The organism is Empedobacter sp. ULE_I140, assembly GCF_053482575.1.
Genome location: NZ_JBQMTX010000001.1, coordinates 2,815,135 through 2,841,807, shown reverse-complemented (window position 1 = coordinate 2,841,807; position 26,673 = coordinate 2,815,135). Strand labels below are relative to the sequence as shown.

The following is a 26,673-nucleotide window of genomic DNA, read 5'->3' as shown; positions in this document are numbered from 1 at the left end:
TAATTTTCTATCAATTTGATTTTTGAATTAATAATAATAACTGTATATTTGCAACCCATTCGAGTAATGGATTAGAAACTTAGTAAAGATGAGTAAAAGAACATTTCAACCAAGTAACAGAAAAAAAAGAAACAAACACGGATTCCGTGAGCGTATGGCTTCTAAAAACGGGCGCAAAGTATTAGCTGCTCGTAGAAAGAAAGGAAGAAAAGCATTAACTGTTAGTGAAGTAAGAGCTAAAAGATAATCGCTACAATTCATAAAAAATAAGCTTGAAGGTCGTTCTTTCAAGCTTTTTTTTTACATTTGTTTTAAAGACTGTAGAAAAGTATGGAAGCTAAAAATGTAATTGAGTTAAGTCAATCATCTATATATCAAAGAAATCATTTAGTATTATCTGACGTTAATTTTACACTTAATGAAGGAGAATTTGTCTACCTTATTGGAAAAACAGGAAGTGGAAAAAGTAGTTTGTTGAAAGTGCTTTATGGTGATTTACCACTTCAATCGGGACAAGGTTCTGTGGTTGGAATGGATTTGAAATCATTGAAAACAAGTAAAATTCCTGATCTTAGAAGACATTTAGGAATCGTTTTCCAAGATTTCCAATTATTAACAGATCGTACAGTTGAGCAAAATTTAACGTTCGTTTTGAAAGCAACAGGTTGGAAAGATAAGGCTACAATCGATAAACGTATTGATGAGGTTTTAGATTCGGTAGGGATGTTGTCAAAAAAGAAAATGATGCCTTTCCGTCTTTCTGGAGGAGAACAACAGCGTGTTTCTATTGCTCGTGCTTTATTAAATCATCCTGAATTAATTTTAGCAGATGAGCCTACAGGAAACCTAGATCCAGAAACGTCAAATGATATTATGGATTTATTGTTGTCGGTATCGAAAGATAATAATTGTGCAGTTTTGATGGCTACACACGATTATGAAATTATTCGTCGCTATCCTGCGCGTAAAGTGCGTTGTGAAGACGGAAGATTATTTGAAGTTGCGGAAGCGATATCAGAATAAGATAAATTACACAATATAATTTTAAAGAAAGAGTTTACTTAGTTGTAGACTCTTTTTTTTTGTTAAATAATTAACTGACTAATGTATCAAGGTAATAAACTTCATTTTATAAGTATGGATGTTCCATTTCCTCCCAATTATGGAGGCGTTATAGATGTTTTTTTTAAATTGAAAGCATTTCATCAACTTGGGATTGAAATTCATTTACATTTGTTTGGGTTTAACGAAACAGAAAGAGATGTTTTAAGGAAATATGCTAAAGAAGTTTATTTTTATCCAATACATCAGATGCCTTATTATATTTTTCAGAAATATCCTATTTCAGTAAAATCGAGGGATAGCAAATTATTGTATGAACGAATTAAATCGTTGAAAGCACCTATATTTTTTGAAAGTCTAAAAACAACATTTATTTTGAATAAATATACTCTTGAAGGTTATTCTAAATATTTGAGACTACATAATATTGAGCAAAATTATTTTTCCGGATTGGCTGAAAGCGAAAAGAATCTAGCGAAAAAAGCATTGTTTTATATTGAGGCAAAAAAATATATCCAATACGAAAATATTATCCACCAGTTTGATGAAGTTTTTACACTTTCTAAATTTGAACAAAATTATATTCAAGAAAAATATAATAAAGGAAAATTTGTACCTGTTTTTCATGGAAATGAAACTTTTCAATCATTAAGTGAAAAAGGAGAATTTGCTTTGTATCACGGAGATTTGAGAGCTTCGGACAATTGTAAAGTAGTCGATTTCTTGATAGAAGTTTTTAAAGAAATTGATTATCCTTTCGTTATTGCTTCAGGTTCTAGAGAGGATTGGGTAAAAGCAAAAATTAAAAATCATCCACATATACAATTTGTTAAATTGAAAGATTTTAATCATTTGAAAAAACTTTTCGCAAAAGCTCATCTTAATATTGCGTGGTCTTTTCAGGAATCTGGGACAAAGCTAAAAGTAATAAATGCATTATTCAATAGTCGTTTTTCGATAATTAATGAAAATGTAATAGATGATGAGAAAATTAGTGGACTTTGTGTTCAAGTTTTGAATAAATTAGAGTTGATAAAAGCTATTAATCATTTAAAAAATAAACCTTTTTTAGGGTCAGAAGAATATATTGATACGCTTGAATATGATTTGAATGATAAATTGAATGCCAAAATTATTTTGAAACAAATTTTTAATTAACTTTATGATTATGAACAGAAATCAATTTGCAGATATAATTTTACAACGATTAATTGATCAAAAGGAAGAAATAAGTCAACAATATAATAGTAGCAAAGATAAGATCGGTTATTTTTGGGTTGATGATCTATTACCAGAAGAATTAGTTTTGGAGATAAATCAAGTTTTTCCACAAGAAAAAGAAATGGTGTTGAAAAAAAGTTTGAAAGAAGATAAATATATTGCTGTTCAAATGGATCAATATCATCCTATTTTAGAAGAAATTATTTACGCTTTTCAAGATGAAAGAATCGTAAATTTGATTGCTGAGATTTGCGAAATAAAACAACCTATTCCAGATTCATCTTTGTATGCTGGAGGTTTGTCTATGATGGGAAATCGTCAATTTTTGCAGCCTCATTTGGATAATTCTCACGATGCGAAAAGAGAATTGTGGCGTGTGTTGAATTTATTGTATTATGTAACGCCAGACTGGAAAGAAGAATATGGTGGTAATTTAGAAATTTGGCCAAATGGATTGAAAAATGATCAAATTACGATTTTTAGTAAATTCAATCGATTAGCGGTAATGGCAACGCATAATGATTCTTTGCATTCGGTTTCTCCAATAAAGTTTGAAGGTTTTAGAAAATGTGTTTCAAATTATTATTTTTCTAAAGAACCTTTAAGAGAAACAGATTCTTTTCATGTGACTTCGTTTAGAGGTCGTCCAGAGCAAAAGGTTTTGGATCAAGTTTTGCAAGTTGATAATGCACTAAGAATGGGCGTTAGAAAAGTATTTAAAAAAGGAGTAGTGGAAAATCCGCATATTTATAAAAAATAAAAAAGTAGATTAAATTTTAATCTACTTTTTTATTTTTTCAAAAATCTCCTTCAATTTCAATTCTTCATTTTCCCAACAAAGTTCGTTTGCAGCATTTGCAAGATTTTCTTGGTAACTTCTTTTTCCTTCGTCTAAGATTTCTTGTAGTTTTTCAGCCAAATGTTTTGGATAGTGGTTGTCAATCACTTTTCCAACTTTATACTCTTCGACTATTTTTTTTATTTCTGGTAAATTTGTTGCTAAAATTGGTACTCTAGCTTGAATAAAGTCAAATAATTTATTCGGTAGAGCGTAGCGATAGCTTAATCCTAAATCTTCTTCCATACTCATTCCTACATCAGCTAAAGGTGTTATAGTTTTTAAAGTTTTTGGGGGAATATTTCCTAAAAAATGAATGCGATTAGTTAAGTCTAAATCTTTTACCAATTGTTCGTATTCAGTTTTTTTAGGCCCTTCGCCAGCAATCCAAAATTGACAATTATCAATGTATTTGAAAGCTTTAATCATTCTGTCAATTCCTCGACTCATGTTAATTGCGCCTTGATACAATAATATTTTATCGTTTGTTGGATTTTCGGGTAAGCGAAAGAAAATTAAATCTTGTTTATCGTTAAGTTTTGTTCGGTTGGGAACATTTCTAATCACAGCCGGATTAGCACCATATTCCTTGCGAAACCAATTGGCATATCCATCACTTACTGTATAAAAATATTTGATTTTTGGAACAAGAGAACGTTCTAAAGTTTTCCAAACTTTTTTTGTTTTAGGACGATTGTGTAATGATGGCAATTCTGAATAAATTTCGTGACTATCAAAAACTAAAGGAATTTTTTTGATTTTACTTACCAAATAAAAAGGAAGTAAACTATCCAAATCATTCGCTAATAAAATAGTCTGTTTATCCGCTTTTTTAAGCAAAGTGAAAAATAATTTGTAATTGAATTCAGCATACTTTTTCATTGTTGATTGATTCTTTTGTTCCATCAAAAATGTCTTGTACGGTTTATTCAATTTCGGTCTACCGTTTATAGTCGCGCCAATCAATTCTACATCGTATCCAAATTTTAACAAAGAATGGCAAACTTTATCTAATCTTTGATCCGTTTCAATATTATTTAGTACAGCAGATAGGATTTTCAATTTTATGGTTTTTGAAGATTATTTTCCAGGTTTGAAGATGATATAATACGCCTGAACTAAAAATAAAATCGCATTTGGAATAAGGACTGGCCAAGCCTCGATCATAGCAGCATAAATTACAAAACATACACAACCAATTGCATTGATAATGCGGATAATTGTAATCTTCGAAAAAAAGAATGCTAGTACAATAAAGACTGAAGCAAGATAGCCAAAAATATCAGCTATACCAATGTTAGATAAAAAATCCATAAAACGATAAATAAGAATGATAAAGTATAGGCAAAATTATGAAAAATAAGTCGATAACTTTGTGTAAATTTGCACAATGATAGAAACTTTATCAAAGATAAAACACAAAGATTCGCCAAACTTCTTTTTACTTGCTGGTCCATGTGCCATCGAAAGTGAAGATATGGCTTTGAGAATTGCTGAAAAAGTAGTAACAATTACTGATAAATTAGAGATTCCTTATGTTTTTAAAGGATCTTTCAAAAAAGCAAATCGTTCTCGTATTGATAGTTTTACAGGGATTGGAGATGAAAAAGCATTGAAAATTATTCAAAAAGTTGGAGAAACTTTTGATGTTCCAACAACTACAGATATTCACGAACCTTTTCATGCAGAAATGGCGGCGGCTTATGTAGATGTGCTACAAATTCCTGCTTTCTTGGTTCGTCAAACCGATTTAGTGGTTGCAGCTGCACAAACTGGAAAACATGTTACGTTGAAAAAAGGTCAATTTCTTTCGCCAGAAGCAATGAAATTTCCTGTAGAAAAAGTAACAGATTCTGGTAATAATAATGTAGCAATTATCGAGCGTGGAACAATGTTAGGTTACGGAGATTTAGTGGTAGATTATCGTGGAATTCCTGTGATGCAAAATTATGCACCAGTTATTTTAGATATCACACATTCTTTACAACAACCAAATCAGGCTTCAGGTGTAACAGGAGGAAAGCCAGAATTAATCGAAACGATTGCTAAAGCTGGAATTGCTGTTGGTGCTGATGGTATTTTTATCGAAACGCATCCAGATCCTAAAAATGCAAAAAGTGACGGTGCAAACATGTTACAATTAGATTTGTTAGAAGACTTATTAACTAAATTAGTTAGAGTTCGTCAGGCAATTCTATAAAAATAATTTTTAAAGAAAATTTATTAAATAATACTTAGTCAAGTTGATTAAGTATTTTTAATTTTTTTAGATAATGGATAATTTAATTCAGAAATATAATATTCCAGGACCTCGTTACACAAGTTATCCAACTGTTCCGTTTTGGGACAATGATGATTTTACTAAACAAGGTTGGATTGAAACTTTTCAACGATCTTTCGATGAAAGTAATGTAGAAGAAGGAATATCAATTTATATTCATTTACCTTATTGCGAGTCGTTGTGTACGTTTTGTGCATGTAACAAACGTATTACGAAACAACATTCGGTAGAAGTTCCGTATATTGATACAGTTTTGAAAGAATGGAGATTATATGTGGATTTATTTTCATCTCGACCAAAAATTAAAGAAATTCATTTAGGAGGAGGAACACCAACGTTTTTTTCTCCAGAAAATTTGAAGAAATTAATTGATGGTATTTTTGAATATGCGGATGTAGCTGAAGGACACGAATTTAGTTTAGAAGGTCATCCAAATAACACAACAAGAGAACATTTACAGGCTTTATACGATTTAGGTTTTAGACGTATTTCGTATGGTGTACAAGATTATGATCTAAAAGTTCAGGAAGCGATTAATCGTGTCCAACCTTTCGAGAATGTGAAAAGAGCAACAGAAGAAGCGCGCGAAATTGGTTTTACATCGATTTCTCACGATTTGATTTTTGGTCTTCCACATCAAACAATGGAAGGAATGATGGAAACTATTAATTTGACAAAAGAATTAAATCCAGATCGTATTTCGTTTTACAGTTATGCACATGTGCCGTGGATAAAAGGTGTCGGACAACGTGGTTTTCATGACGGAGATTTGCCTTCACCAGAATTGAAACGTGCATTATATGAAGAAGGAAAGAAAATGTTCGAGGAAATGAACTATTTCGAAGTTGGAATGGATCATTTTGCCTTAGAACAAGATTCGATGTATCAATCGATGAAAAACCATACATTACATCGTAATTTTATGGGATATTCTTCTTCGAAAACACAATTAATGGTTGGTTTAGGAGTTTCTTCTATCAGCGATTCTTGGTATAGTTTTGCACAAAACGAGAAAACGGTAGAAGAGTACGAAAAATCAATTAATAACGGAGAGTTATCCGTTTTCAAAGGACATATTTTATCAGAAGAAGATTTGATTATGCGTCGTCATATTCTAAATTTAATGTGTAATTTAGAAACTTCTTGGGCTGATGATAACATGAAATTTGATGATGTAGATCGTATTAAAACTATGTTGCAAGATATGGTTGACGATAATTTGATTGAATTTGTAGAGAATGGTTTGATCGTAAAAGAAGAAGGACGTCCATACGTGAGAAATGTGTGTATGACATTCGATAAGAGAATGATAGATAACGAGCCAGAAACACGCATTTTCTCAATGACAATCTAATAAAATAGATAAATGTTTTAAACTTTATCAAAAAAAGTATATATTTGAATATCTCAAACAATGAAAGAAATAGAAATTCACGGTAAAAAATTTATTCCGTACATCGCTTTTGAAGAAATAGAACACGCCATCAAAAATATGGCAAACGAAGTTTACGAAGAATACAAAGACGAAAGACCGATTTTTGTTGGTGTATTAAACGGAGTTGTAATGTTCTTCAGCGATTTCTTAAAACAATATCAAGGAGAATGTGAGATTTCGTTCTTGAAATTAAAATCTTACGAAGGAACAGAATCAACAGGGAAAATTACTATTGAGATGGATATTCCGATGAATGTTGAAGGACGTCACGTAATTATTTTAGAAGATATTGTAGATACAGGTAATACGTTAGTAGAGTTGCACCGAATCTTGAAAGAGAAAAAGGTAAAATCATTAAAAGTAGCAACTTTATTATTTAAGCCAGATGCTTACAAAAAAGATTTAAAAGTAGATTTAGTAGGAATTTCTATTCCTGATAAATTTGTAGTAGGTTATGGATTAGATTTTGACGGATTAGGAAGAAATTTACCAGATATTTATCAAATAAAACATTAAAACAAAATGCTAAACATTGTATTGTTCGGACCTCCTGGCAGTGGTAAAGGAACACAAGCTAAATTTTTAGAAGAAAAGTACCAAACTCCTCAAATTTCTACTGGAGACTTATTTCGTTTCAACCTTAAAAATGAAACAGAATTAGGCGCTCTTGTGAAATCTTACATGGACAAGGGACAATTAGTTCCAGATGAGGTAACAACAAATATGTTGGTTGATCATTTAGATAACAATCCAAATGCGCAAGGATACATTTTTGATGGATATCCACGTACAACATCTCAAGCAGAAGCTTTAGATAAAATCTTAGCAGATAAATACGAAAGCGAAGTTTCGATTACATTAGCATTAGTTGTGGATGACGAAATTTTGGTTCAACGTTTATTAGAACGCGGAAAAACTTCTGGTCGTGCTGATGATGTGGACGAAAAAATTATCCGTGATCGTATTACAGAATATTACGAGAAAACTGCAATTGTAGCAGAACACTACAAAGCGCAAGGAAAATGGGTTGAGATTGATGGAGTAGGTTCTATTGAAGATATTACCGAAAAATTGAACGCAGCAATTAAAGAAGTTTTATAAGAACAACTTTTACATAATACTAAAAATGCTCCTTTTAATTAAAGGAGCATTTTTTTATTATTATCATTTCTGAATGTAGCTTTTTGTGAAATGAAGAACCGACATCAGAATGACTTTTCTATTTTCCTTCAACCAAGCCTTTACAAATGTTTTTTACAACAGCAGGACCTTCATAAATAAAACCTGTATAAACTTGTAACAAACTTGCACCAGCTTCCAGTTTTTCTTTAGCATCTTCGGCTGTATGAATTCCGCCAACTCCAATGATAGGAAATGCTTTGTTCGATTTTTCAGAAAGATAACGAATCACTTCTGTTGAACGATTTTTAAGTGGTTTTCCCGAAACTCCACCAGTTTCTTTTACAATTTCTGGATCAGATTTTAATCCTTCTCTTGAAATGGTTGTATTTGTAGCAATCACTCCAGCAATTTTAGATTCTAATACAATATCTATAATATCGTCCAATTGAGAATCTGTTAAATCTGGTGCGATTTTAAGTAAAATTGGTTTCGGTTTTTCGTTTTGATTATTGTATTGTTGCAAATAATTAAGAATGTACAATAAAGGTTCTTTTTCTTGTAAATCGCGTAATCCAGGTGTGTTTGGAGAACTTACATTGACTACAAAATAATCAACATAATCAAACAATGCATTGAAACATTTGATGTAATCGTCAACAGCATCTTCATTTGGTGTCAATTTGTTTTTACCAATATTTCCGCCAATAATATAGTTTTCACGATTTTTTAATTCTCTAATTTTCGAAACAGCAAAATCAACACCTTTGTTATTAAATCCCATTCGGTTGATAATCGCTTCATCTTCTACCAAACGAAACATACGCGGCGCATCATTCCCTGGTTGAGGTTTTGGTGTAACGGTTCCAATTTCGATAAAGCCAAATCCGAAGTGGTTCAATTCTTCAATATATTCAGCATTTTTATCAAAACCAGCAGCTAAACCAATTGGATTTTTGAATTTAATTCCAAAAACTTCTCGTTCTAAACTTGGATGATTGTATTGATAAAATTTATCTAATAATTTTCCAACTCCAGGAAATGCAGCATAATTTTTTAGATTTCGCGTAACGAAATGATGCGCATCTTCGGGTTGTAATTGAAATAAAATGTTTTTGAATTGTTTGTACATGCTACAAAATTAATCAATCCTATTCATTATAAAAATATGTTTTGATTACTTATTTTTTGTGATTGATTGTATTGTGCTAATTGGAGAAATTTCAACAGTTTTTTGACCTTTTCCAACTTAAAAATAGTAGAGACTATTGGTATTGATAAGGTAGATTTCTTTTTTCTCACCAGAATTGAAAGTTAAGGTTTGTCCATATTTTTCGAATTTTAAATCTCCATTTTTTATTCGTTTTGATAAAAAATTACCACCACCAATTCCAAAACCTAAAAAGAAACAAATCAGCATAACAAAAAAGAATTCAATTGAATTTTGATTAATTTTCTTAGTGAATTCTTCATTCGTGAGGTTATCAGTTTCTTTAATCTTATAATATTTCTTAATGAATTTTTTCTCTGGATGTTTCAATGAATACTGTTTAAAACTATAAAGTAGAAAAATAAGAAGAATAAAAAAGATTAGTAGGAAAGGATGTGCGGTAATTTCAGAAATTGGACTTATTAAGATATCCATAATGCTCGAAAATTTCAGAATATTAATATCCAATTGATAGTAAAAAATAGATTCTTTAATAATTCCCATGATGACTAAATAAATATAACCAAAAGGAAGTAATCGTTGTAAATGTTCGTTATTCATACTATTGAATCTATTTTTGGCGCGATTTTATTTCTTTGTTAATCATAGAAAGCCTTATGACCAAAGGCATCAAAGTAGTTGAAGTTCTGCAAGCAACGGCAATTAATGCATAATTTTTTGATTTTATTGCTGAATATACCAAGAAGATAGAAATCAAAAACATCAAACATCCAAAAGTAATTACCATTGTTTTGGTTTGTTTTTGCTTTTTCAGAAGTTAGTCATCAGTATATTCGGACAAATTTTTTTAGTATTCATGATAGTGTGTTAATTAATTGAATAAATATAAATAAAAATCTGAGTCATTATAAATTATTCATTCAAAATAGATAATACAAGATTTTAATAAACAAATTAGAAATTGTACTTTTGCAGACTAATTAAAAGAGAAAAATTATGCAATCAAATTTTGTTGACTACGTAAAAATAAATTGTAGAGCCGGACATGGAGGTGCGGGTTCAGCAAGTTTGCATCGCGAAAAATATATTGACAAAGGTGGACCAGATGGTGGAGATGGTGGACGTGGAGGAAATATCACGCTTCTTGGAAACTCAAATCTTTGGACCTTGTTAGAATTTCGATTCAAAAGACATTTCCGTGCGCAAAACGGTGGACGTGGAGGTAAATCTCGTTCTACTGGTGCTGACGGTGAAGATATTATTTTGGAAGTTCCGATCGGAACAATTGCCAAAGATGACGAAGGAAATATTATTGGCGAAGTAACAGAAAATGGGCAAGAATTAATTATTGCGCAAGGAGGAAAAGGGGGGCTAGGAAACTGGCATTTCCGTTCTGCAACGCGTCAAACGCCTCGTTATGCACAGCCAGGTTTGGATGGTGACGAGCGTCAAGTTACATTGGAGTTGAAAATTTTGGCAGATGTTGGTTTAGTTGGTTTTCCAAATGCAGGAAAATCTACTTTATTATCAGCTGTTTCGGCTGCTAAACCAAAAATTGCAGATTACGCATTTACAACGTTAACACCTAACTTGGGAATTGTAGAATACCGTAATCATCAGTCATTTATTATGGCAGATATTCCTGGAATTATCGAAGGTGCGGCAGAAGGAAAAGGTCTTGGACATCGTTTCTTGCGTCATATTGAGCGTAATTCTAACTTATTATTTTTAATTCCTGCCGATACAGAAGATTATAAAAAAGAATATGAAATTCTGTTGAATGAATTGAAAAAATTCAATCCTGAATTGTTAGATAAAGAACGAATTTTAGCTATTTCTAAGTCAGATATGTTAGATGATGAATTGGAAGCTGAGATTAAAGCACAATTACCAACTGATATTGATACGATATTTATTTCGTCTGTTTCTGGAAAAGGAATCACAGAATTGAAAGATTTATTGTGGAAAAAACTACACGAATAACTAATTATTAAAGATAAAGACAAATGTTTAGAAATTTTGGAGACATCATGGGAATGATGGGAAAAATCAATTCATTTAAAGATAAATTTTCTGATTTGAAAAATGAATTAGATGGAGAAATTTTTACAACGACTTCTAACGATGGAAAAGTAAAAATTACAATGTCTAAATTAGCAACAATAAAAGATATTGAACTTGCTGAAGGAATGGAAAAAGAAGAAATTGAAGATTTGTTAGTGATGACGTTAAACAAAGCGTTGGAACAAGTAAAAACAGAAGCAATTGACAGAGCGAAAAAAACAGCTCAAGAAAATTTACCAAACATTCCTGGAATGCCTTTCTAAGAAGAATTTGAAAAAATAAAACCCCCTGAAAATTAATTTTCAGGGGTTTTTGTTTGATAATTTGGTTCAATATTTTTATCATCTTTCTCATCCAAAGATTCAAGATATTCTGCTTTCAAACGTTCTTGTTCTTGGTAAATATCCCATAAACGCTCGGCTTGTGGATCATAATAATTTTCTTGATCCCATTTCGGAACTTCTTTTTGTGGACCAATATTTCTAAACAAATAAGCAAAAAATGCACCCGAAATAAATCCACTTAAATGTCCTTCCCAAGAAATAGAATTACTACTTGTATCTGTTTTTAATTGTGGTAAAATTTCTTGAGGAACCATTCCCCAAATCATTCCGCCGTATAATAAAATAATGATTAATGAAATCGCCATTAAACCGCGTTCTTTTCTAATAATTCCACTGAAAAATATGAACGAAGCCAATAAATAAACGATAGAACTTGCTCCGATATGGCAACTTACATTATCATCTAAAAAAGGAGGATTTCCAATCATCCAAAGAATAATTCCTGATAAAATCCAACCAAAAAAAATAACATAATAAGCTAATCTATCGTACATCAATAGTGCGATAAAGCTAAGAAATGCTAACGGAAAGGTATTACTGATAATGTGTTTCCAACCCGAATGAAATAAAGGTGAGAGCAGAATTCCTTTCAATCCTACGAAAGTTCTCGGAATAACGCCGTAACAACCGTTTAAATTGTATCCGTTTTGTTGGAACAAAAAGATAATCCACATTGGTATAAGCAGTAGCAGAGGAATTATAATAGTTTTCTTCGGAAAAGGATAACTCATAAAATTGGTTTTGAAAACATCATTCAATCTTTATTCCTTTCCAGAAAATCTGCCAATTTTGGTCAAATTAAGTTTAATAGCGTTTTATTAATTCTCTCGCAAGCAATTTCCAATCTGTCCATTTCACGCCTAATTGATGATTTTGAACAGCAATTTTATGTTGGTAATTCAAATGCTTAATCACTTCCTTATAAGCTTTTATCAAATTAAAATTCGGATCATAAATATGAGTTGCTTCAGAATTTGCACCATTAATTTCAAGTATGACAAAATTTCCGTTCTGAAAATCTTCTAAACTTTTTGCTTTCAAATCGATACGACCATAATAAAAACCATCAATTTTTTGTGCGATTTGATCTATAGTTTCTTCTAATTTAGACGTTTTTAGAGAAGATCCATCTAAAAAAGTTGTTCCTCGACTATGATTTCCTATTGGTTCAACCAATAATTTTTCATCTTTTTGAAGAACTGAATTTAGTTCGTTTTGTAAACGTTTAAACAAATAATCTTTTCGGTAAAAAGCTCTTAAATTTTGTTCGATTAATTCTTTCAAAGTTGATTTTCCATCACCCGTAAACGTCAAAAAATCTTTTGCTGTTATCGACAGTATTTTACCATTTTTTTCTTTTGGTAATCTAACATAGAAAACACCAAACTCAAAGTTTGATTGAATATATTCTTGTAAAATTAAATCTCGATTATTTTGCTCTAAATAATTTTTCCAATCAATTTCATTTCTGATTAATTCTACACCAATTCCACGTTCACCAAGATTTGGTTTTGCAATAAAGGGAAAATTAAACGGAATTTCTTGTGTTGTAAATTCATCAAAAAAAATGGTTTTTGGCTTATAATTTTTATCAATTTGATTGAGTAAATCAATTTTAGAATAATCAATAAATCCGCCCCATTTCATTGTAGGATTTGCCGAGCAAAAGTAAGCTGGAGCGCCTGTTTGAAAGATTTTATAAATGTACCAAGGTGTCAATGGCGCATAAAATAACCAGAATGGCCAAAATTCGTATCGTGTCCATTTTGTTATTTTCGGATTCATTTTTCTTGATTTTGAAAAGCAATTGTAGAAGATGCAATTCCAAAATTTTGTGGAATTTTAATCGTTGAAAAATGAGTTTCGATCGCAATTTTAATCAACGCAAAATGATGAATGCTATGATCAAAACAATACATTAATTCGCGATAATTTGTGGTATTAATTGTGAAATTCTCTCCGTAATAATTCTGTTTTAGCTGAATTGTTTTTTCTAAATCTAAACGTTCTATTTGTGATTTTAGATGATTCAGCGTATTCAAACTTTCAACAACCGAATTTTCTAAAGCACGATTTCGCTCTCTATCATCATAACAAATACAATTGTTTTTTTGCGCTTGTAAAAAGCACGAATAAAACTCGATAATATGACGAAAATGTTGACCAACAGAAGCACCAGAAATGATTTCTAATTCCTTTTGAAAAGACAGATCGTCAAATTGCAAAAGAATCGATTTCATTTCATCAAAGGAATGCGCTATAGTTTTCTGAATACTCATAATTCTTTGCAAAGATAAATTTTTACATTTGAACTAAATTGAAAAATGAGATGTGTATAATCAGTTTTTACAGAAATGAGGATGAATTTGTGTTGACGCACAACCGAGATGAGGAAATAAATCGTTCTTCTTCTAAAGAGATTGTGGAGCAAAAGCGTTTTGATAAAACTTATTTTTCGCCTGTAGATGAGCGCGCAAATGGAACTTGGATTTTTTATTCGGAACAATATGTTGCGTGTATTTTGAATGGAGGAATCGAAAAACCAATGCATTTCAAAGAAAAATACAGAGAAAGTAGAGGAATTATCTTATTAGATTTATTGAAATATAATTCTGTAAATGAGTTTATTAATTCGGAAAATTTGTCAGGAATCGCACCTTTTACAATTTTTGTTTTTGAAAGACTAACTAAAAATGCTTACCTTTTGTTTTGGAATGAAAATAAACTGAGCGTAAAAGATATTTCGCAAGAAAAAATTGTGACATGGTGTTCGTCGACATTGTACAGTCCTGAAAGAAGAAATGAAATTGATGAAATTTTTAATCAAAATAATGATTTAAAATCCGAAGAAATTTTAGAACTTCACGATGATTTGAAAATGAAAAAAGGTGATTTGTACGATTTTTTAGCAACGACATCTATCTCTCAAATTATTATGAATTCTTTAAGAATTGATATGAAATATTGTCAGCTATTTTGAAATTAATAGACAATAATTCGTTATTTTAAGGAATCATCAAATCATTTCGGACATAGGCATAATTTATGCTATAGTCTATCAGAATAATTATATTTGTTAAAGACAGCTTAAATAATAAAATGAACGATAATTTCTCACAACAAGTAAAAGACGTTATTTCTTATAGTAAGGAAGAAGCGTTGAGATTAGGCCACGACCAAATAGGAACGGAACACCTTCTGTTGGGGATTATTCGCGACGGTGAAGGGAAAGCCATTTCTGTCTTAGAAGCATTGAATGTCGATTTAGACGAAATGCGTCAAAAAATAGAAAACCTAAACCCAGCAAAAGAAACTCCAGGTAATAATATAAAAAATTTGAGTTTGACAAAACAAGCTGAAAGAGCGTTGAAAACAACATTCTTAGAAGCAAAATTGTTTAAAAGTCCGACTGTAAATACAATTCACTTATTATTGTGTATTCTTCGTAATGAAAACGATCCGATTACAAAATTGATGAATAAGTTGGATATTGATTACAATACAGTAAAGGAGGAATTCAAATTTCAATTTCAAGATGAGGAAATTCAATCTCCTCGTGCAGAAAATCCATCTTTTGATGGAGGTGATTCTGATAACGATTTTGAGCGTGCATCTACAAGTAAACCTACTTCGAAAAGTAAAACACCAGTTTTAGATAATTTCGGACGAGATTTGACAGCGATTGCGCAAGAAGGAAAATTAGATCCTGTAGTTGGACGCGAAAAAGAAATAGAACGTGTTTCGCAAATTCTTTCTCGTCGTAAAAAGAACAATCCATTGTTAATTGGAGAGCCAGGTGTTGGTAAATCTGCAATTGCAGAAGGTTTAGCGTTAAGAATTGTACAACGTAAAGTTTCGCGCGTATTGTTCAACAAACGTGTGGTAACATTAGATTTAGCATCATTAGTTGCTGGAACTAAATATCGTGGACAATTTGAAGAGCGTATGAAAGCAATCATGAATGAATTAGAGAAAAATGATGATATTATTCTTTTCATTGATGAGTTACATACAATTGTTGGAGCAGGAGGAGCTACGGGTTCTTTAGACGCTTCTAACATGTTCAAACCTGCTTTGGCGCGTGGTGAATTACAATGTATTGGAGCAACAACGTTGGACGAATATCGTCAATATATTGAAAAAGATGGTGCATTAGTTCGTCGTTTTCAAAATGTGATGGTTGAACCAACAACTCCAGAAGAAACATTACAGATTTTACATAATATCAAAGATAAGTATGAAGCGCATCATAATGTAAATTATACAGATGAAGCGTTGCAAGCTTGTGTAAATTTGACAACACGTTATATTACAGATCGTTTCTTGCCAGATAAAGCGATTGATGCTTTAGATGAAGCGGGTTCTCGCGTGCATATCAAGAATATAAAAGTTCCTCAAGAAATTTTAGATCTTGAAGCAAAATTAGAAGAAGTTCGCGAAGAGAAAACGAAAGTTGTAAAATCTCAAAAATACGAAGAAGCTGCTCGTTTACGTGATTCAGAGAAACAAATAGAAAGTGATTTGAAACGTGAGCAAGCAAAATGGGTACAAGAATCGAAAGAGAATCGTGAAACAGTTACAGAAGAAAATGTAGCGGAAGTTGTTTCGTTGATGTCTGGCGTTCCTGTACATCGTGTAGCTGAAAAAGAATTGAAAAAATTGGCTCAGATGAATGAGTTAATGAAAGGAAAAGTAATTGGTCAAGATGAAGCGGTAACGAAAGTTGTAAAAGCAATTCAACGTAATCGTGCAGGATTGAAAGATCCGAACAAACCAATTGGTTCATTCATTTTTTTAGGAACTACGGGTGTTGGTAAAACACAATTAGCGAAAGTTTTGGCGAAAGAAATCTTTGATTCGAATGATGCGTTAATTCGTATCGATATGTCAGAATACATGGAGAAATTTGCCGTTTCTCGCTTAGTTGGAGCACCTCCGGGCTACGTTGGTTACGAAGAAGGTGGACAATTGACAGAAGCAGTTCGTCGTAAACCATATGCGGTAATTTTGTTAGATGAGATTGAGAAAGCGCATCCAGATGTATTCAATATCTTGTTACAAATTTTGGATGATGGTCATGTAACAGATAGTTTAGGTCGTAAAGTTGATTTCCGTAATACGATTATCATTTTAACGTCTAACATTGGTACAAGACAATTGAAAGAGTTTGGAGATGGTGTTGGATTTGGAACTTCATCTAAGAAAGATTCTGCTGATGAACGCGCAAAATCAACAATTGAAACAGCTTTAAAACGTGCTTTCGCGCCAGAATTTTTGAATCGTATTGATGATATTATTTTCTTTAATTCATTGACAAAAGAAGACATCATGAAAATCATCGATATTGAATTAGCAAGTTTAATCGAGCGTTTAATAGCTTTGAATTATCATATTGAATTAACAGAGGAAGCGAAGAATTTTATCGCAGACAAAGGATTTGATAAAGATTATGGAGCTCGTCCGTTGAAACGTGCTATTCAGAAATACATCGAAGATCCAATGGCAGAAGAAATTATCAATGCTGTAATTAGTGAAGGAGATGAATTAACTCTTGATTTAAATGAAGCAAAAGATGGTGTTAAAATTTCTGTAAAAGGAAAAACGAAAGAAGAAAAATCAGAATAATTTCTAAGTTTCTATAATAGAAAGGCTTGAACATTTTTGTTCAAGCCTTTTTTATTTCGGTAACTTTTGCCGTACATTTGCGCTCAGCAAGCCACTTTGTCGCTTCATGTATGTGAAGAGGAAAGTCCGGGCTCCAAAGAGTAAGCATAGCGGGTAACGCCCGTCCGTCGAGAGGCGAGGACAAGTGCAACAGAAAGTATGTACAGTTCGGCTGTAGTGAAACCAGGTAAACTCTATGCGGAGCAATGCCATGTATACCAGCAGTTAAGAGCTACTCGTTCGTTGCTGGGGGGTAGGCAGATTGATATTTTAGGTAACTAAAATACTAGATAAATGACAAAGCATCTTGATTTATTAAGGTGACAGAACCCGGCTTATCGGCTTGCTTTTTTCTATTTTTTGAAGTAAAGACTAAATAATTCTGAAGTATTAGAACAGTTGTTCTTTTTCAAAATATTTCTTCGATGCGTGTCAATAGTATGTTTACTTAAATCTATAGCGTTTGCTATATCCTGACTTGTGTAGCCTTTAATCAGAAATTCGATAATCTCCGTTTCTTTTTTTGTAAGTTGTAAAGATGAATTTGTTTTTGAATTAAGAAGATTATTCAATCCATCTTTGATGTTGTAAATATGCATAATAGGCTTTCCTCCAACCTTTATTTGTGTGATGTCAGTCGCTAAACAAAAAACTCGATTTGGTAAAAAATTTTTACTTAATTCGTAAAAGAAATGTTGCAAATGAATTTGATGAATTTCTCCTTTTTTATCTATCACACGAAAATCATAAGTAAATTTATAATTCATTCTTTCTTCAGGGACAATTTCCATACTAAAATTTGCAATTCGTTGCTGAATATCAATCACATGTTGCAAATCATCGGGATGTACCATTTGAACACATAATTCAGCTGTATATTCGTCAGGAAGATAACCCAAAATATCTTCGCATTGAGGAGAAACATATTCGAATGTTGCAGAATTAGGATTGATGAAATACATAAAAGATTCACCAAGAGCAAGACTTCTTAAAGTTTGTAAATAATCATTAATCGATTGAAAACTCTCATTTTTTTCGTTTAAGGTTCTACGATCTGTATTTTCACTCCATAGTTTTTTTACAATACTTGCATATTCAGTAATAGATTTTTGATTTGCTTTTTTCATATGCTTACAAGTAAAAGTTAATAAAATACCATTAAATGAGTATTTTTTAAGTTAGTAATATAAACTAATTTTGCAAAATATATATAGGATTAAAGCAGTTTTGCTTTTTCAACCAACCTATTTTATATTTAACCTATAAAAAAAGGAGCTAAATTTTTTAGCTCCTTTTTAATATTATGATGGAATTAAAGTAAAGATTTTACTTTCTCGATTACAGCAGTAGAATCGATTCCATATTTTTTCATTAAATCTGAAGGTGTTCCAGATTCACCGAATTTATCATTAACCGCAACAAAAGCTTGTTTTGTTGGTAATTTTTGAGCTAAAACTCTTGCAACAGATTCACCTAAACCACCTAAAATATTATGTTCTTCAGCTGTTACAATTTTTCCTGTTTTCTTTACAGAGTTTAAGATAATTTCTTCATCCAATGGTTTGATTGTATGAATATTGATCACCTCACAAGAAATTCCTTCTTTTTCTAACTCAGCAGCAGCAACCAAAGATTCCCAAACTAAGTGACCTGTCGCAACAATTGTTACATCAGAACCTTCGTTCATTAAGATACCTTTACCAATTTCAAATTTTTGGTCAGCTGGTGTGAAAACTGGAACAGCAGGACGACCGAAACGTAAGTAAACAGGACCTTCATATTCAGCTGCAGCAATTGTAGCCGCTTTAGTTTGATTGTAATCACAAGGATTGATAACCACCATTCCTGGTAACATTTTCATCAAACCAATATCTTCTAATGTTTGATGAGTTGCACCATCTTCTCCTAACGTTAAACCAGCGTGCGATGCAGCGATTTTTACATTTTTGTTAGAGTAAGCGATAGATTGACGAATTTGATCGTACACACGAGCTGTAGAAAATTCAGCGAAAGTTCCTGTGAAAGGAATTTTACCTCCAATTGTCAAACCTGCAGCAATTCCCATCATGTTTGCTTCAGCAATACCAATTTGGAAAAAACGCTCTGGGTTTTCTTTGATAAATTGATCCATTTTCAATGAACCAATCAAGTCAGCACACAATGCAACAACGTTAGGATTTGTTCTTCCTAACTCTGTCAATCCATCTCCGAATCCACTACGTGTATCTTTTTTTTCTGTGTATGTTAAGTCTATCATTGTTTTTGTTTTTTGTATTCGTTTTTGTATTTTTCTACTTCTGTTTTTTCATCAAATTGATAAATAAAATCATTTGGCGAAACATTAATTTCTTCTTCCTCTTCGGCGCTCTTTTTTATCCAATTTTCTAAGATTTCAACATTTTCTAACACAATATTATGTCCAACTCGATAAATCAAGCCTTTCAAATTTAGTTCAGAATTGATAAACGGAACGGTGTTGATGTTAGAATTTGTATCGATGCAAATTTCTGTACCATTGTCGTTGTCATTATCTTTTCTGAAAATGTTATACACTTCACATTGTTTATTTAGAATCGTTTCTTTTTGACCAGTTCTATTCGCAACATAACTATTTCCGATTGCGGAATTTGTTAAACTTGGATTATTAGTCGCTAAAAAAGAATTTCCTAATAAATCTTTTGTGCCTTCGAAATCAATTTTAAAAACCTTCGGATTTTCTTCTTCGCTGTAAACAGAATACATATTGTCGTTTACTTTTAATGAAGCGAAGTTTCCCATCGGTGTTCGCGTAATCATCAAATGTGCTTTGTAATCTTTGGTTGATAAAATGTCCAAAAAATCTGAATAGAAATCACTTTTGATACGATATTGAATAACGTTTTCGAATTTATACGATTGCATTTGAGCGAAAGTTAAACATGTAAAAAGCGTTAATATAAAACTGATTGATTTTTTCATTATCGAATTGATTTGATAAGTATTAATCCAAAGAATTCAAGAAAGTAGTTAACTTATCTTTGTCTTCTTTTTTCAGTTTATCATATTTGTTATTGATTTCTAAAACACTTTTTCTTATTGCATCAATTGTTCCCGAAAGAGCAACACTTCCGCTTTGATAAATGTACATATCGCACACTTGTCCTGCGTAATTGTAAACCAAATTTCCTAAATCTTTATCTGTAAAAGTCGGAATTTTAGCTTTCAAATTTTTGCAATGTTCTGGTGCAACTTTCATGAAATCTTGAATGTCTGGATTGTCGATTGCCAAATCGATTTTGCTAATATCTGTCGTTTTGTAAGCAGATGTATAAGGATCATAATATTCGGCTAAACTAACTTCTGTTGCAGCAACAGCAGAATCTACTGCTACAGCCGCTTCATCATAATCTGTTGAAACTTCTGTTAATTTAAACTTTTTAGCATCATCGAAATACGTTTTGAAAAGGTTATTTAATTCTTTTACTTCGCTTTTGTTTGCTAATTTATTCTTTTTGAATTGTTTTACCAATTGATTTGTAGAACCTTGCGCAGTTGCCAAAGCTTTAGAACGCTCTATATCAGGATTTCCATCATAATCACTATCATTATAAATCAAGCTATAATTTAATGAAGCAACAGTTCCAAAAAGACTATTTACGTTATCACTTTCTGATGTTTGATAATTGTAATAATTAATAATAGGATCCTCGTAACGATTGTCTGGTGAATAAGCTACTGCTTCGGCTGCATAAGCCGTATCTACAGACGACATCATGTTATCGTATTCTTGTTTCTTTTTTGCCAATTCGTTAGTAAAACTTTCGATTTCTTTTTTCTCATCAAAAGTTACTTTTACGTTAGAATTTGCAATATTTTGAATCGTTAATCCATTAAAATCTCCTGCGTCATATCTAATTAAAAGCCCTTTCAATTTTGTTTGAGGAAACATAATCGCAACGTTATTAATTGCATTTTTTTCATCAACACATAATGTAGAAGATTTTGTTTCGAAATCTGTTTTAGATGTTAATTCGTATTCATTACACTTATATCCATTGATCGTTGTAGATGAATTTAGATTTTTAACTGAAATAAATTTCTCGAACAAGTTATCTGAATAAGGTTTTAAACTATCATCCGATATACCTTCGTAATAATAAGGGGCTTTTATCGATAATTGATTTTCTAATGAATTGGCATATACTTCGAAAAACTTGCTGTTGTTGATAAAGAAAGCATCTTTATTAAAGCTTCCTGAAGTATAAGGACCTCCTTCCGAAGTTCCTAAAACAGCGTCTTTAGAAATATAGGTTACAAAAAATAAATCTTTTTGACCATCTAAATAAGTCTGATATTCTTCTGGTAAATTGATTTTATACGATACTTTTTTGTCAAAAGAATATGTTTTTTCCTGCCCAAAGGCTGTTAAAGAACAAAGCGTAAGTATAGAATAAAATAACGTTTTCATAGTATTTTGATTGTGTTGAAATTATTAATAATCTGTCAATTCAGTTTCAGGATTTTGCTCTAATGCAGAAGCTAATTGCTCGTCGTTAGGCGCTTTTCCGTGCCAAGAGTGGCTTCCCATCATGTAATCAACTCCATTACCCATTTCTGTGTGTAATAAAATTGAAACTGGTTTTCCGTTTCCTGTTAATGTTTTAGCTTCTTCTAAAATAGCAATTACTTTTTCTAAGTTATTTCCATCTTTTTCTTCTAAAACAATCCATCCAAAAGCTTCTAATTTAGCTTTCAAATCTCCTAATGGTAAAACGTGGTCTGTATCACCATCAATTTGACGACCATTGTAGTCAATCGTTGCAATTACATTATCCACTTTTTTACCAGCAGCATACATAAAAGCTTCCCAGACTTGACCTTCTTGTAATTCACCGTCACCATGTAATGTGTAAACTAATTTATCGTCGTTGTTTAATTTTTTTGCTTGAGCAGCACCTAAAGCAACTGATAAACCTTGTCCTAAAGATCCAGAAGCGATACGAATTCCAGGTAAACCTTCGTGTGTTGTTGGGTGACCTTGTAAACGAGAATCTAATTTTCTGAATGTAGCTAATTCGCTAACAGGGAAGAATCCTGAACGAGCTAATGTGCTGTAGAAAACTGGTGAAATGTGACCGTTTGATAAGAAGAATAAATCTTCTCCTTTTCCGTCCATAGAGAAGTCTGTAGAGTAAGTCATGATTTTACCGTATAATGCAGCAAAATATTCTGCACAACCTAATGATCCACCTGGGTGTCCACTATTTACGGCATGTACCATTCTCAAAATATCTCTCCTTGTTTGTTGTACTTGTGTTTGAAGTTCTTGAAGTGTCATTGTTTGTTTATAAAAATTTGAACAAAAATAATTCTTTTTTGTAGGGCAAAAAAATCGTAGAACATAAATCACTACAATTGGGGAGAATAATCGGTAATAATAGCTAACCTACTTATGAGACTATAAAAACCAGCGCTGAAGTTTATAAAGAAGAAGCTTGAAGTTAGTTAATAAGAAGGCAAGAGTTTTACAACGTTTATTTATCTTTTTGTAATCTTCTAATTGTAAAGGGTACAGAGAGATGTTTTTTAATAAAAAAGACGAAGCAAAACTTCGTCTTTTTTATTTATTCTTCTTCCACATGCCATTCGCCACGATGAGGTATCAAAGCGTCACGGACTTGTATCATTTCAGATTCTACCACCACCAAATAAGCAACTGCATATTCTGGTTCAACCTCTACAAATTCAGAAAATGTACTTTGTAACTTTTCTTTTTCTGCATATTGTTTCAAGTGAATTGCATGATGTTTTGCAGTTGGTATAGCATCGGGACCATAAAAATCCCAGATTAATTTTAATTTCTTTTCCATTTTTAATTTAATTCTTTTTGACGATTAGAGCTTACCAACCATAAACCGATGAAGGTTAATAAACCATTTAAAATGATTAATTCAACACCAATTTTGTAATCGGTAAAATTAATCACTAATTCGTTGATGATATAGGTGAAAATAGGCGCTAAAATCGCAACTGTAATAATTGAATATTTTTTGTAAATGTTACGTTTCGTTAAAATACCGAAAGCAAACAATCCTAATAACGGTCCGTATGTATAACCTGCAATTTCCATCACAAGATAAACAATTGATTTGTTGTTAATCGTTTTAAAAACCATAATCAAGATAAAGAAAACTACCGTGAAAATTAAGTGAACACGAATACGAATCTTTTTCTTTTCTTTTTCTGATTTTTCTTTGTCTTCGTTGATGTTTAATAAATCGACACAATATGAACTTGTAACTGCTGTTAAAGCTCCGTCAGCAGAAGGAAATAAAGCAGAAATTAATCCGATAATAAAAATTACAGAAATAATCATTGGGAAATGATGTCCTAAAAGCGAAAGCGCAGGAAACATATCATCACCCATAATATTTTGTCCGCCTTGTTCCATAAAGAAACCGTCAGCAGTATAAAAACCACCTTCACTCATTGCGTATAAATAAAGCAATCCACCCAAAAATAGGAATGCTAAATTAACAATCAATAATGTTCCAGCAAACGTCAACATATTCTTTTTTGAGTTTTGAAGATTATCAACCGAAATATTTTTTTGCATCATTTCTTGGTCAAGACCAGTCATAGCAATTGTGATAAACATTCCGCCTAAAATAGTTTTTAAGAAATATGTTTTCGAATTTGGATCAAAGTTAATGAAATGCGTATAATTTTTGGCTTGCATCATATCGTAAGCTTCACCAACAGATAAATTAAGATGCGAAAGGATAAACCAAATACAAGCAATCAAACTAATGATCATAAACGATGTTTGCAAGGTGTCGGTTACGACAATTGTTTTTACTCCACCTTCGAACGTGTATAATAATATCATCAATAATAAGACAAATGTTGTTGCCCAAAATGGTACGCCTAAATTGTCTAATAAAAATATTTGTAACACATTTACAACTAAATATAAACGTGCTGTTGCGCCAATTCCACGAGAAATAATAAAGAAAACCGATCCCATTTTATGTGCTTCAACATTGAAACGTTTTCCTAAATAGGTGTAAATTGAGGTTAGATTCATTCGGTAATAGAGTGGAAGTAATACCCCCGCGACGATAAAATAACCAAGAAAAAATCCGATAACCATCATATAATATTCGAATCCTCCATAAATATATTCGGAACCAGTTAATTTTCCGACCGTACCCGGAACCGAAATAAAAGTAACGCCACTAAGGCTTGTCCCAATCATTCCGAAAGCCACCAACCACCATTTACTTTTTTTGTTTCCGTTAAAAAAAGATTGATTGTCAGAATTTCGACTGGTGAAGTAAGAGATCACTAAAAGTCCTACAAAGTATACGATAACACAAAGTAGTAAAATTGTTGAGTTCATAATTTATTTAGTAAATAAGCCCAAATTTAATATTTTTGAGTGAATGATGATAGATTAATTTTCCGAAGATAAAATTGTAAATTTGTTGTCTATAATTTTTTGAACGAATGAATTACCCAAGCAAGGTTTTAGAGCGAGCTGTAGAAGAGATGTCAAATTTGCCAGGAATAGGAAAGAGAACAGCTTTGCGACTTGTTTTACATATGTTAAATCGTCCCAAATCTCAAACGACGGCTTTATCCGAAGCGCTTTCTCATTTAGTGGATGATGTTAAATATTGTCAACATTGTCATACGATTTCTGATGATGAGATTTGTGATATTTGCAATAATCCATTGCGAGAAGAAACTATAATTTGTGTGGTGGAAGATGTGCGCGATGTGATGGCAATTGAAAACACAGGACAATTTAAAGGACAATATCACGTTTTAGGAGGAAAGATTTCTCCAATGGAAGGCATTGGACCTGGTCAATTGAATATTCAAACTTTGGTAGATCGTGTTCAAAATGAAAATGTGAAGGAAATAATCTTTGCTTTAAGTTCTACAATGGAAGGAGATACAACTGTTTTTTACTTGTATCGACAATTAAAGAATGCCGAAATTATTTTTTCGACCATTGCACGAGGTCTTGGTGTAGGAGATGAGTTAGAATATGCAGACGAAGCGACGTTGGTTCGTTCTATACAACATCGAATCCCATATTCAGAAAATAAATTTTAAAATGAAATTATCGATAATTATTGTTAGTTATAATGCGCCAAAACATTTAGAGCTTTGTCTTGATTCGTGTCAGGAAGCTTTAAAAAATGTAGATGGCGAAATAATTGTAATTGATAATGATTCATCGGAAATTGATTTTATATTCCTAAAAAAAACTTTTCCTACTGTAAATTTTTTACTTCAGAATGAAAATCTTGGTTTTGCAAAAGCGAATAATATTGGGGTTGAGAATGCTTTGGGAGAATATATTCTGATTCTTAATCCAGATACAATTATTCCAGAGAATTTATTCGAATCTTTGATTGAATTTCATCAGTCAAAAGAAAAAATAGGTTTTGTGGGAGTACGAATGATAGATACAAACGGAAATTTTCATCCAGAATCAAAACGTAATATTCCGACAGCTAAAAATTCATTTTCTAAGTTGTATAGTCGATTTAATCATTCAAAGAAAAATAATTATTACAAATTAGAAGTTGATGAATTTGAAATTGCTCCTTGCGAAATTTTAGTTGGTGCTTTTATGTTCACCACGAAGAAAATCTATCAGGAAATTGGAGGATTTGATCCACGTTATTTTATGTATGGAGAAGATATAGATTTGTCTTTTAGTGCAGAATTGGCTGGTTATAAAAATTATTATAAAGGAGATATAACGGTTTTACATTACAAGGGAGAAAGTACGAAAAAAGATAAAAAATATTATAAACATTTTTTTGAAGCCATGATGATTTTCTTAGCAAAATATTATCAAAAAAATTGGTTGCATTATCAACTTTTACGTTCGGGAATTTTGATTAAATATTTAATTCAATTATTTAAATTTTCTTTACATTCACCTAATAATACTTCTAAAATAGAAGTAAAAGCAGAAAATTTATTTTGGATTGATAAGAAATCAGATTTCAAATCTTTATCAAATAATGAAATTGCAATTGATGCAAGTTTTTTTACTTATCAAGAGATATTATCAATCATTTCTGAAAACAACTCTTCTTCACGTTTATTTTATATTCGTCCTAAAAATAAAAATTATGTAATAGGCGATGATAAACTGATTATAAATCTATAAAAACAAAAAAAGCTGAATCTTAATGACCAGCTTTTACAGTATCTTTTTTCTCAACTTTCGGAGTTTCTGCCGTTTTTGTAGAATCTTTCACTTCTTCGTGTTTTTCTTCAACAGCTTCCTCATGTTTTCCGTGACCTGCGTGAGCAGCTTCAGATTTGTGGTGCATTTCTTCTGCAGTAGCTGGTTCGTGAACAACTGGAAGAACTCCGTGATTTACACTTGCTTTAGAGTTACAAGAAGTAGCGAATGCTGCAACAGCTACTAAAAGAATTAATTTTTTCATGTCTTACAAATTTATT

General features: G+C 31.7%; 30 protein-coding genes and 1 other RNA gene. 15 read left to right on the top strand and 16 right to left on the bottom strand.

The features are described 5' to 3' along the window. Positions 1 to 88: 88 nt before the first annotated feature. The 4 genes from rpmH to ACTS9J_RS13755 all read left to right on the top strand — a co-directional run bounded on the left by rpmH (position 89) and on the right by ACTS9J_RS13755 (position 3,043). On the top strand, positions 89 to 247 hold the full coding sequence (gene rpmH / locus ACTS9J_RS13770) for a 50S ribosomal protein L34 (RefSeq protein ID WP_019974979.1): 159 nt from the start codon (positions 89 to 91) through the stop codon (positions 245 to 247). 83 nt (positions 248 to 330) lie between these two features. Further along, positions 331 to 1,023 (top strand): cell division ATP-binding protein FtsE, encoded by a 693-nt coding sequence (locus tag ACTS9J_RS13765; RefSeq protein WP_291047124.1) that lies wholly within the window; start codon positions 331 to 333, stop codon positions 1,021 to 1,023. An 81-nt stretch (positions 1,024 to 1,104) separates the two neighbouring features. Then, on the top strand, positions 1,105 to 2,220 hold the full coding sequence (locus ACTS9J_RS13760) for a hypothetical protein (RefSeq protein ID WP_448353349.1): 1,116 nt from the start codon (positions 1,105 to 1,107) through the stop codon (positions 2,218 to 2,220). Positions 2,221 to 2,230: 10 nt separating this feature from the next. Next, on the top strand, positions 2,231 to 3,043 hold the full coding sequence (locus tag ACTS9J_RS13755; RefSeq protein WP_291075815.1) for a 2OG-Fe(II) oxygenase: 813 nt from the start codon (positions 2,231 to 2,233) through the stop codon (positions 3,041 to 3,043). Between the two features lie 21 nt (positions 3,044 to 3,064). Here the strand turns inward: ACTS9J_RS13755 and ACTS9J_RS13750 are convergent, their stop codons facing one another. Beyond that, positions 3,065 to 4,183, bottom strand: coding sequence for a glycosyltransferase (locus tag ACTS9J_RS13750; RefSeq protein ID WP_448353348.1), 1,119 nt, complete (start codon positions 4,181 to 4,183; stop codon positions 3,065 to 3,067). Positions 4,184 to 4,201: 18 nt separating this feature from the next. Continuing rightward, on the bottom strand, positions 4,202 to 4,435 hold the full coding sequence (locus ACTS9J_RS13745; protein ID WP_115001637.1) for a uroporphyrinogen decarboxylase: 234 nt from the start codon (positions 4,433 to 4,435) through the stop codon (positions 4,202 to 4,204). 76 nt (positions 4,436 to 4,511) lie between these two features. Between ACTS9J_RS13745 and kdsA the strand changes: the two genes are divergently transcribed. The 4 genes from kdsA to ACTS9J_RS13725 all read left to right on the top strand — a co-directional run bounded on the left by kdsA (position 4,512) and on the right by ACTS9J_RS13725 (position 7,938). Then, a complete protein-coding gene (gene kdsA / locus ACTS9J_RS13740; protein WP_115001635.1) occupies positions 4,512 to 5,321 on the top strand; it encodes a 3-deoxy-8-phosphooctulonate synthase in 810 nt (269 codons plus the stop codon). Between the two features lie 73 nt (positions 5,322 to 5,394). After that, positions 5,395 to 6,756, top strand: a complete 1,362-nt coding sequence (hemN, locus tag ACTS9J_RS13735; RefSeq protein WP_448353347.1) for an oxygen-independent coproporphyrinogen III oxidase — start codon at positions 5,395 to 5,397, stop codon at positions 6,754 to 6,756. 60 nt (positions 6,757 to 6,816) lie between these two features. Further along, on the top strand, positions 6,817 to 7,353 hold the full coding sequence (hpt, locus tag ACTS9J_RS13730; RefSeq protein ID WP_038333090.1) for a hypoxanthine phosphoribosyltransferase: 537 nt from the start codon (positions 6,817 to 6,819) through the stop codon (positions 7,351 to 7,353). 6 nt (positions 7,354 to 7,359) lie between these two features. Further along, positions 7,360 to 7,938: an adenylate kinase gene (locus tag ACTS9J_RS13725; protein ID WP_125350758.1), complete on the top strand. Its 579-nt coding sequence runs from the start codon at positions 7,360 to 7,362 to the stop codon at positions 7,936 to 7,938. 118 nt (positions 7,939 to 8,056) lie between these two features. Here the strand turns inward: ACTS9J_RS13725 and ACTS9J_RS13720 are convergent, their stop codons facing one another. The 3 genes from ACTS9J_RS13720 to ACTS9J_RS13710 form a co-directional block, all read right to left on the bottom strand. Further along, positions 8,057 to 9,088, bottom strand: coding sequence for a quinone-dependent dihydroorotate dehydrogenase (locus ACTS9J_RS13720; protein ID WP_291052576.1), 1,032 nt, complete (start codon positions 9,086 to 9,088; stop codon positions 8,057 to 8,059). A gap of 117 nt (positions 9,089 to 9,205) precedes the next feature. Further along, positions 9,206 to 9,727: a hypothetical protein gene (locus tag ACTS9J_RS13715; RefSeq protein WP_291052573.1), complete on the bottom strand. Its 522-nt coding sequence runs from the start codon at positions 9,725 to 9,727 to the stop codon at positions 9,206 to 9,208. A gap of 10 nt (positions 9,728 to 9,737) precedes the next feature. Next, entirely contained in the window at positions 9,738 to 9,914 is a 177-nt protein-coding gene (locus tag ACTS9J_RS13710; RefSeq protein ID WP_181816329.1) for a hypothetical protein, read from the bottom strand. A 209-nt stretch (positions 9,915 to 10,123) separates the two neighbouring features. Here ACTS9J_RS13710 and obgE point away from each other — a divergent pair, with 209 nt between their 5' ends. Both obgE and ACTS9J_RS13700 read left to right on the top strand, forming a co-directional pair. After that, positions 10,124 to 11,110, top strand: coding sequence for a GTPase ObgE (gene obgE, locus ACTS9J_RS13705; protein WP_115001628.1), 987 nt, complete (start codon positions 10,124 to 10,126; stop codon positions 11,108 to 11,110). Positions 11,111 to 11,133: 23 nt separating this feature from the next. After that, the gene (locus ACTS9J_RS13700; protein WP_291060570.1) at positions 11,134 to 11,454 is read left to right on the top strand and encodes a YbaB/EbfC family nucleoid-associated protein; all 321 of its coding nucleotides are present in this window, start codon (positions 11,134 to 11,136) and stop codon (positions 11,452 to 11,454) included. A 32-nt stretch (positions 11,455 to 11,486) separates the two neighbouring features. Here ACTS9J_RS13700 and ACTS9J_RS13695 read toward each other — a convergent pair whose 3' ends face one another. The 3 genes from ACTS9J_RS13695 to ACTS9J_RS13685 all read right to left on the bottom strand — a co-directional run bounded on the left by ACTS9J_RS13695 (position 11,487) and on the right by ACTS9J_RS13685 (position 13,814). Further along, positions 11,487 to 12,266: a rhomboid family intramembrane serine protease gene (locus ACTS9J_RS13695; RefSeq protein ID WP_260392035.1), complete on the bottom strand. Its 780-nt coding sequence runs from the start codon at positions 12,264 to 12,266 to the stop codon at positions 11,487 to 11,489. 73 nt (positions 12,267 to 12,339) lie between these two features. Continuing rightward, a complete protein-coding gene (locus tag ACTS9J_RS13690; protein WP_125350526.1) occupies positions 12,340 to 13,320 on the bottom strand; it encodes a hypothetical protein in 981 nt (326 codons plus the stop codon). Further along, positions 13,317 to 13,814 (bottom strand): hypothetical protein, encoded by a 498-nt coding sequence (locus ACTS9J_RS13685; protein ID WP_125350525.1) that lies wholly within the window; start codon positions 13,812 to 13,814, stop codon positions 13,317 to 13,319. Before ACTS9J_RS13685 ends, ACTS9J_RS13690 begins: the two co-directional genes overlap by 4 nt. Before the next feature lie 50 nt (positions 13,815 to 13,864). Here ACTS9J_RS13685 and ACTS9J_RS13680 point away from each other — a divergent pair, with 50 nt between their 5' ends. The 3 genes from ACTS9J_RS13680 (at position 13,865) to rnpB (ending at position 17,553) form a co-directional block, all read left to right on the top strand. Further along, on the top strand, positions 13,865 to 14,515 hold the full coding sequence (locus ACTS9J_RS13680) for an NRDE family protein (protein ID WP_115001619.1): 651 nt from the start codon (positions 13,865 to 13,867) through the stop codon (positions 14,513 to 14,515). Between the two features lie 119 nt (positions 14,516 to 14,634). Then, a complete protein-coding gene (locus ACTS9J_RS13675) occupies positions 14,635 to 17,160 on the top strand; it encodes an ATP-dependent Clp protease ATP-binding subunit (protein ID WP_286494732.1) in 2,526 nt (841 codons plus the stop codon). Positions 17,161 to 17,243: 83 nt separating this feature from the next. Continuing rightward, an RNA gene (rnpB, locus tag ACTS9J_RS13670) (RNase P RNA component class A) lies at positions 17,244 to 17,553 on the top strand. Here the strand turns inward: rnpB and ACTS9J_RS13665 are convergent. The 7 genes from ACTS9J_RS13665 to ACTS9J_RS13635 all read right to left on the bottom strand — a co-directional run bounded on the left by ACTS9J_RS13665 (position 17,553) and on the right by ACTS9J_RS13635 (position 24,580). Beyond that, positions 17,553 to 18,326, bottom strand: a complete 774-nt coding sequence (locus tag ACTS9J_RS13665) for a LuxR C-terminal-related transcriptional regulator (protein WP_219033690.1) — start codon at positions 18,324 to 18,326, stop codon at positions 17,553 to 17,555. The genes rnpB and ACTS9J_RS13665 overlap by 1 nt on opposite strands. Positions 18,327 to 18,511: 185 nt before the next feature. Then, complete coding sequence (locus ACTS9J_RS13660) at positions 18,512 to 19,453, bottom strand: transketolase family protein (RefSeq protein ID WP_180906861.1); 942 nt, start codon at positions 19,451 to 19,453, stop codon at positions 18,512 to 18,514. Then, complete coding sequence (locus ACTS9J_RS13655; protein WP_180905074.1) at positions 19,453 to 20,157, bottom strand: hypothetical protein; 705 nt, start codon at positions 20,155 to 20,157, stop codon at positions 19,453 to 19,455. The genes ACTS9J_RS13660 and ACTS9J_RS13655 overlap by 1 nt, the downstream gene beginning before the upstream one ends. Before the next feature lie 22 nt (positions 20,158 to 20,179). Beyond that, positions 20,180 to 21,646, bottom strand: a complete 1,467-nt coding sequence (locus tag ACTS9J_RS13650; RefSeq protein WP_219033689.1) for a hypothetical protein — start codon at positions 21,644 to 21,646, stop codon at positions 20,180 to 20,182. Between the two features lie 24 nt (positions 21,647 to 21,670). Continuing rightward, a complete protein-coding gene (locus tag ACTS9J_RS13645; protein WP_125350518.1) occupies positions 21,671 to 22,516 on the bottom strand; it encodes a transketolase in 846 nt (281 codons plus the stop codon). Positions 22,517 to 22,802: 286 nt separating this feature from the next. Then, a complete protein-coding gene (locus ACTS9J_RS13640) occupies positions 22,803 to 23,048 on the bottom strand; it encodes a hypothetical protein (RefSeq protein WP_125350517.1) in 246 nt (81 codons plus the stop codon). A 2-nt stretch (positions 23,049 to 23,050) separates the two neighbouring features. Continuing rightward, positions 23,051 to 24,580, bottom strand: coding sequence for a sodium:solute symporter (locus ACTS9J_RS13635; protein ID WP_291064605.1), 1,530 nt, complete (start codon positions 24,578 to 24,580; stop codon positions 23,051 to 23,053). Between the two features lie 107 nt (positions 24,581 to 24,687). Between ACTS9J_RS13635 and recR the strand changes: the two genes are divergently transcribed. Then, entirely contained in the window at positions 24,688 to 25,302 is a 615-nt protein-coding gene (recR, locus tag ACTS9J_RS13630) for a recombination mediator RecR (protein ID WP_115001603.1), read from the top strand. A gap of 1 nt (position 25,303) precedes the next feature. Continuing rightward, a complete protein-coding gene (locus ACTS9J_RS13625) occupies positions 25,304 to 26,374 on the top strand; it encodes a glycosyltransferase family 2 protein (RefSeq protein WP_291052116.1) in 1,071 nt (356 codons plus the stop codon). 19 nt (positions 26,375 to 26,393) lie between these two features. Here ACTS9J_RS13625 and ACTS9J_RS13620 read toward each other — a convergent pair whose 3' ends face one another. Continuing rightward, a complete protein-coding gene (locus ACTS9J_RS13620) occupies positions 26,394 to 26,657 on the bottom strand; it encodes a hypothetical protein (RefSeq protein WP_291052113.1) in 264 nt (87 codons plus the stop codon). Positions 26,658 to 26,673: the final 16 nt, after the last annotated feature.

Excerpts from the sequence above, each read along its gene's own strand:
- rpmH (WP_019974979.1), top strand. The coding sequence starts at position 89 with ATGAGTAAAAGAACATTTCAACCAAGTAACAGAAAAAAAAGAAACAAA.
- ACTS9J_RS13765 (WP_291047124.1), top strand. The coding sequence starts at position 331 with ATGGAAGCTAAAAATGTAATTGAGTTAAGTCAATCATCTATATATCAA.
- ACTS9J_RS13760 (WP_448353349.1), top strand. The coding sequence starts at position 1,105 with ATGTATCAAGGTAATAAACTTCATTTTATAAGTATGGATGTTCCATTT.
- ACTS9J_RS13755 (WP_291075815.1), top strand. The coding sequence starts at position 2,231 with ATGAACAGAAATCAATTTGCAGATATAATTTTACAACGATTAATTGAT.
- ACTS9J_RS13745 (WP_115001637.1), bottom strand. The coding sequence starts at position 4,435 with ATGGATTTTTTATCTAACATTGGTATAGCTGATATTTTTGGCTATCTT.
- kdsA (WP_115001635.1), top strand. The coding sequence starts at position 4,512 with ATGATAGAAACTTTATCAAAGATAAAACACAAAGATTCGCCAAACTTC.
- hemN (WP_448353347.1), top strand. The coding sequence starts at position 5,395 with ATGGATAATTTAATTCAGAAATATAATATTCCAGGACCTCGTTACACA.
- hpt (WP_038333090.1), top strand. The coding sequence starts at position 6,817 with ATGAAAGAAATAGAAATTCACGGTAAAAAATTTATTCCGTACATCGCT.
- ACTS9J_RS13725 (WP_125350758.1), top strand. The coding sequence starts at position 7,360 with ATGCTAAACATTGTATTGTTCGGACCTCCTGGCAGTGGTAAAGGAACA.
- ACTS9J_RS13720 (WP_291052576.1), bottom strand. The coding sequence starts at position 9,088 with ATGTACAAACAATTCAAAAACATTTTATTTCAATTACAACCCGAAGAT.
- ACTS9J_RS13715 (WP_291052573.1), bottom strand. The coding sequence starts at position 9,727 with ATGAATAACGAACATTTACAACGATTACTTCCTTTTGGTTATATTTAT.
- ACTS9J_RS13710 (WP_181816329.1), bottom strand. The coding sequence starts at position 9,914 with ATGGTAATTACTTTTGGATGTTTGATGTTTTTGATTTCTATCTTCTTG.
- obgE (WP_115001628.1), top strand. The coding sequence starts at position 10,124 with ATGCAATCAAATTTTGTTGACTACGTAAAAATAAATTGTAGAGCCGGA.
- ACTS9J_RS13700 (WP_291060570.1), top strand. The coding sequence starts at position 11,134 with ATGTTTAGAAATTTTGGAGACATCATGGGAATGATGGGAAAAATCAAT.
- ACTS9J_RS13695 (WP_260392035.1), bottom strand. The coding sequence starts at position 12,266 with ATGAGTTATCCTTTTCCGAAGAAAACTATTATAATTCCTCTGCTACTG.
- ACTS9J_RS13690 (WP_125350526.1), bottom strand. The coding sequence starts at position 13,320 with ATGAATCCGAAAATAACAAAATGGACACGATACGAATTTTGGCCATTC.
- ACTS9J_RS13685 (WP_125350525.1), bottom strand. The coding sequence starts at position 13,814 with ATGAGTATTCAGAAAACTATAGCGCATTCCTTTGATGAAATGAAATCG.
- ACTS9J_RS13680 (WP_115001619.1), top strand. The coding sequence starts at position 13,865 with ATGTGTATAATCAGTTTTTACAGAAATGAGGATGAATTTGTGTTGACG.
- ACTS9J_RS13675 (WP_286494732.1), top strand. The coding sequence starts at position 14,635 with ATGAACGATAATTTCTCACAACAAGTAAAAGACGTTATTTCTTATAGT.
- ACTS9J_RS13665 (WP_219033690.1), bottom strand. The coding sequence starts at position 18,326 with ATGAAAAAAGCAAATCAAAAATCTATTACTGAATATGCAAGTATTGTA.
- ACTS9J_RS13655 (WP_180905074.1), bottom strand. The coding sequence starts at position 20,157 with ATGAAAAAATCAATCAGTTTTATATTAACGCTTTTTACATGTTTAACT.
- ACTS9J_RS13650 (WP_219033689.1), bottom strand. The coding sequence starts at position 21,646 with ATGAAAACGTTATTTTATTCTATACTTACGCTTTGTTCTTTAACAGCC.
- ACTS9J_RS13645 (WP_125350518.1), bottom strand. The coding sequence starts at position 22,516 with ATGACACTTCAAGAACTTCAAACACAAGTACAACAAACAAGGAGAGAT.
- ACTS9J_RS13640 (WP_125350517.1), bottom strand. The coding sequence starts at position 23,048 with ATGGAAAAGAAATTAAAATTAATCTGGGATTTTTATGGTCCCGATGCT.
- ACTS9J_RS13635 (WP_291064605.1), bottom strand. The coding sequence starts at position 24,580 with ATGAACTCAACAATTTTACTACTTTGTGTTATCGTATACTTTGTAGGA.
- recR (WP_115001603.1), top strand. The coding sequence starts at position 24,688 with ATGAATTACCCAAGCAAGGTTTTAGAGCGAGCTGTAGAAGAGATGTCA.
- ACTS9J_RS13625 (WP_291052116.1), top strand. The coding sequence starts at position 25,304 with ATGAAATTATCGATAATTATTGTTAGTTATAATGCGCCAAAACATTTA.
- ACTS9J_RS13620 (WP_291052113.1), bottom strand. The coding sequence starts at position 26,657 with ATGAAAAAATTAATTCTTTTAGTAGCTGTTGCAGCATTCGCTACTTCT.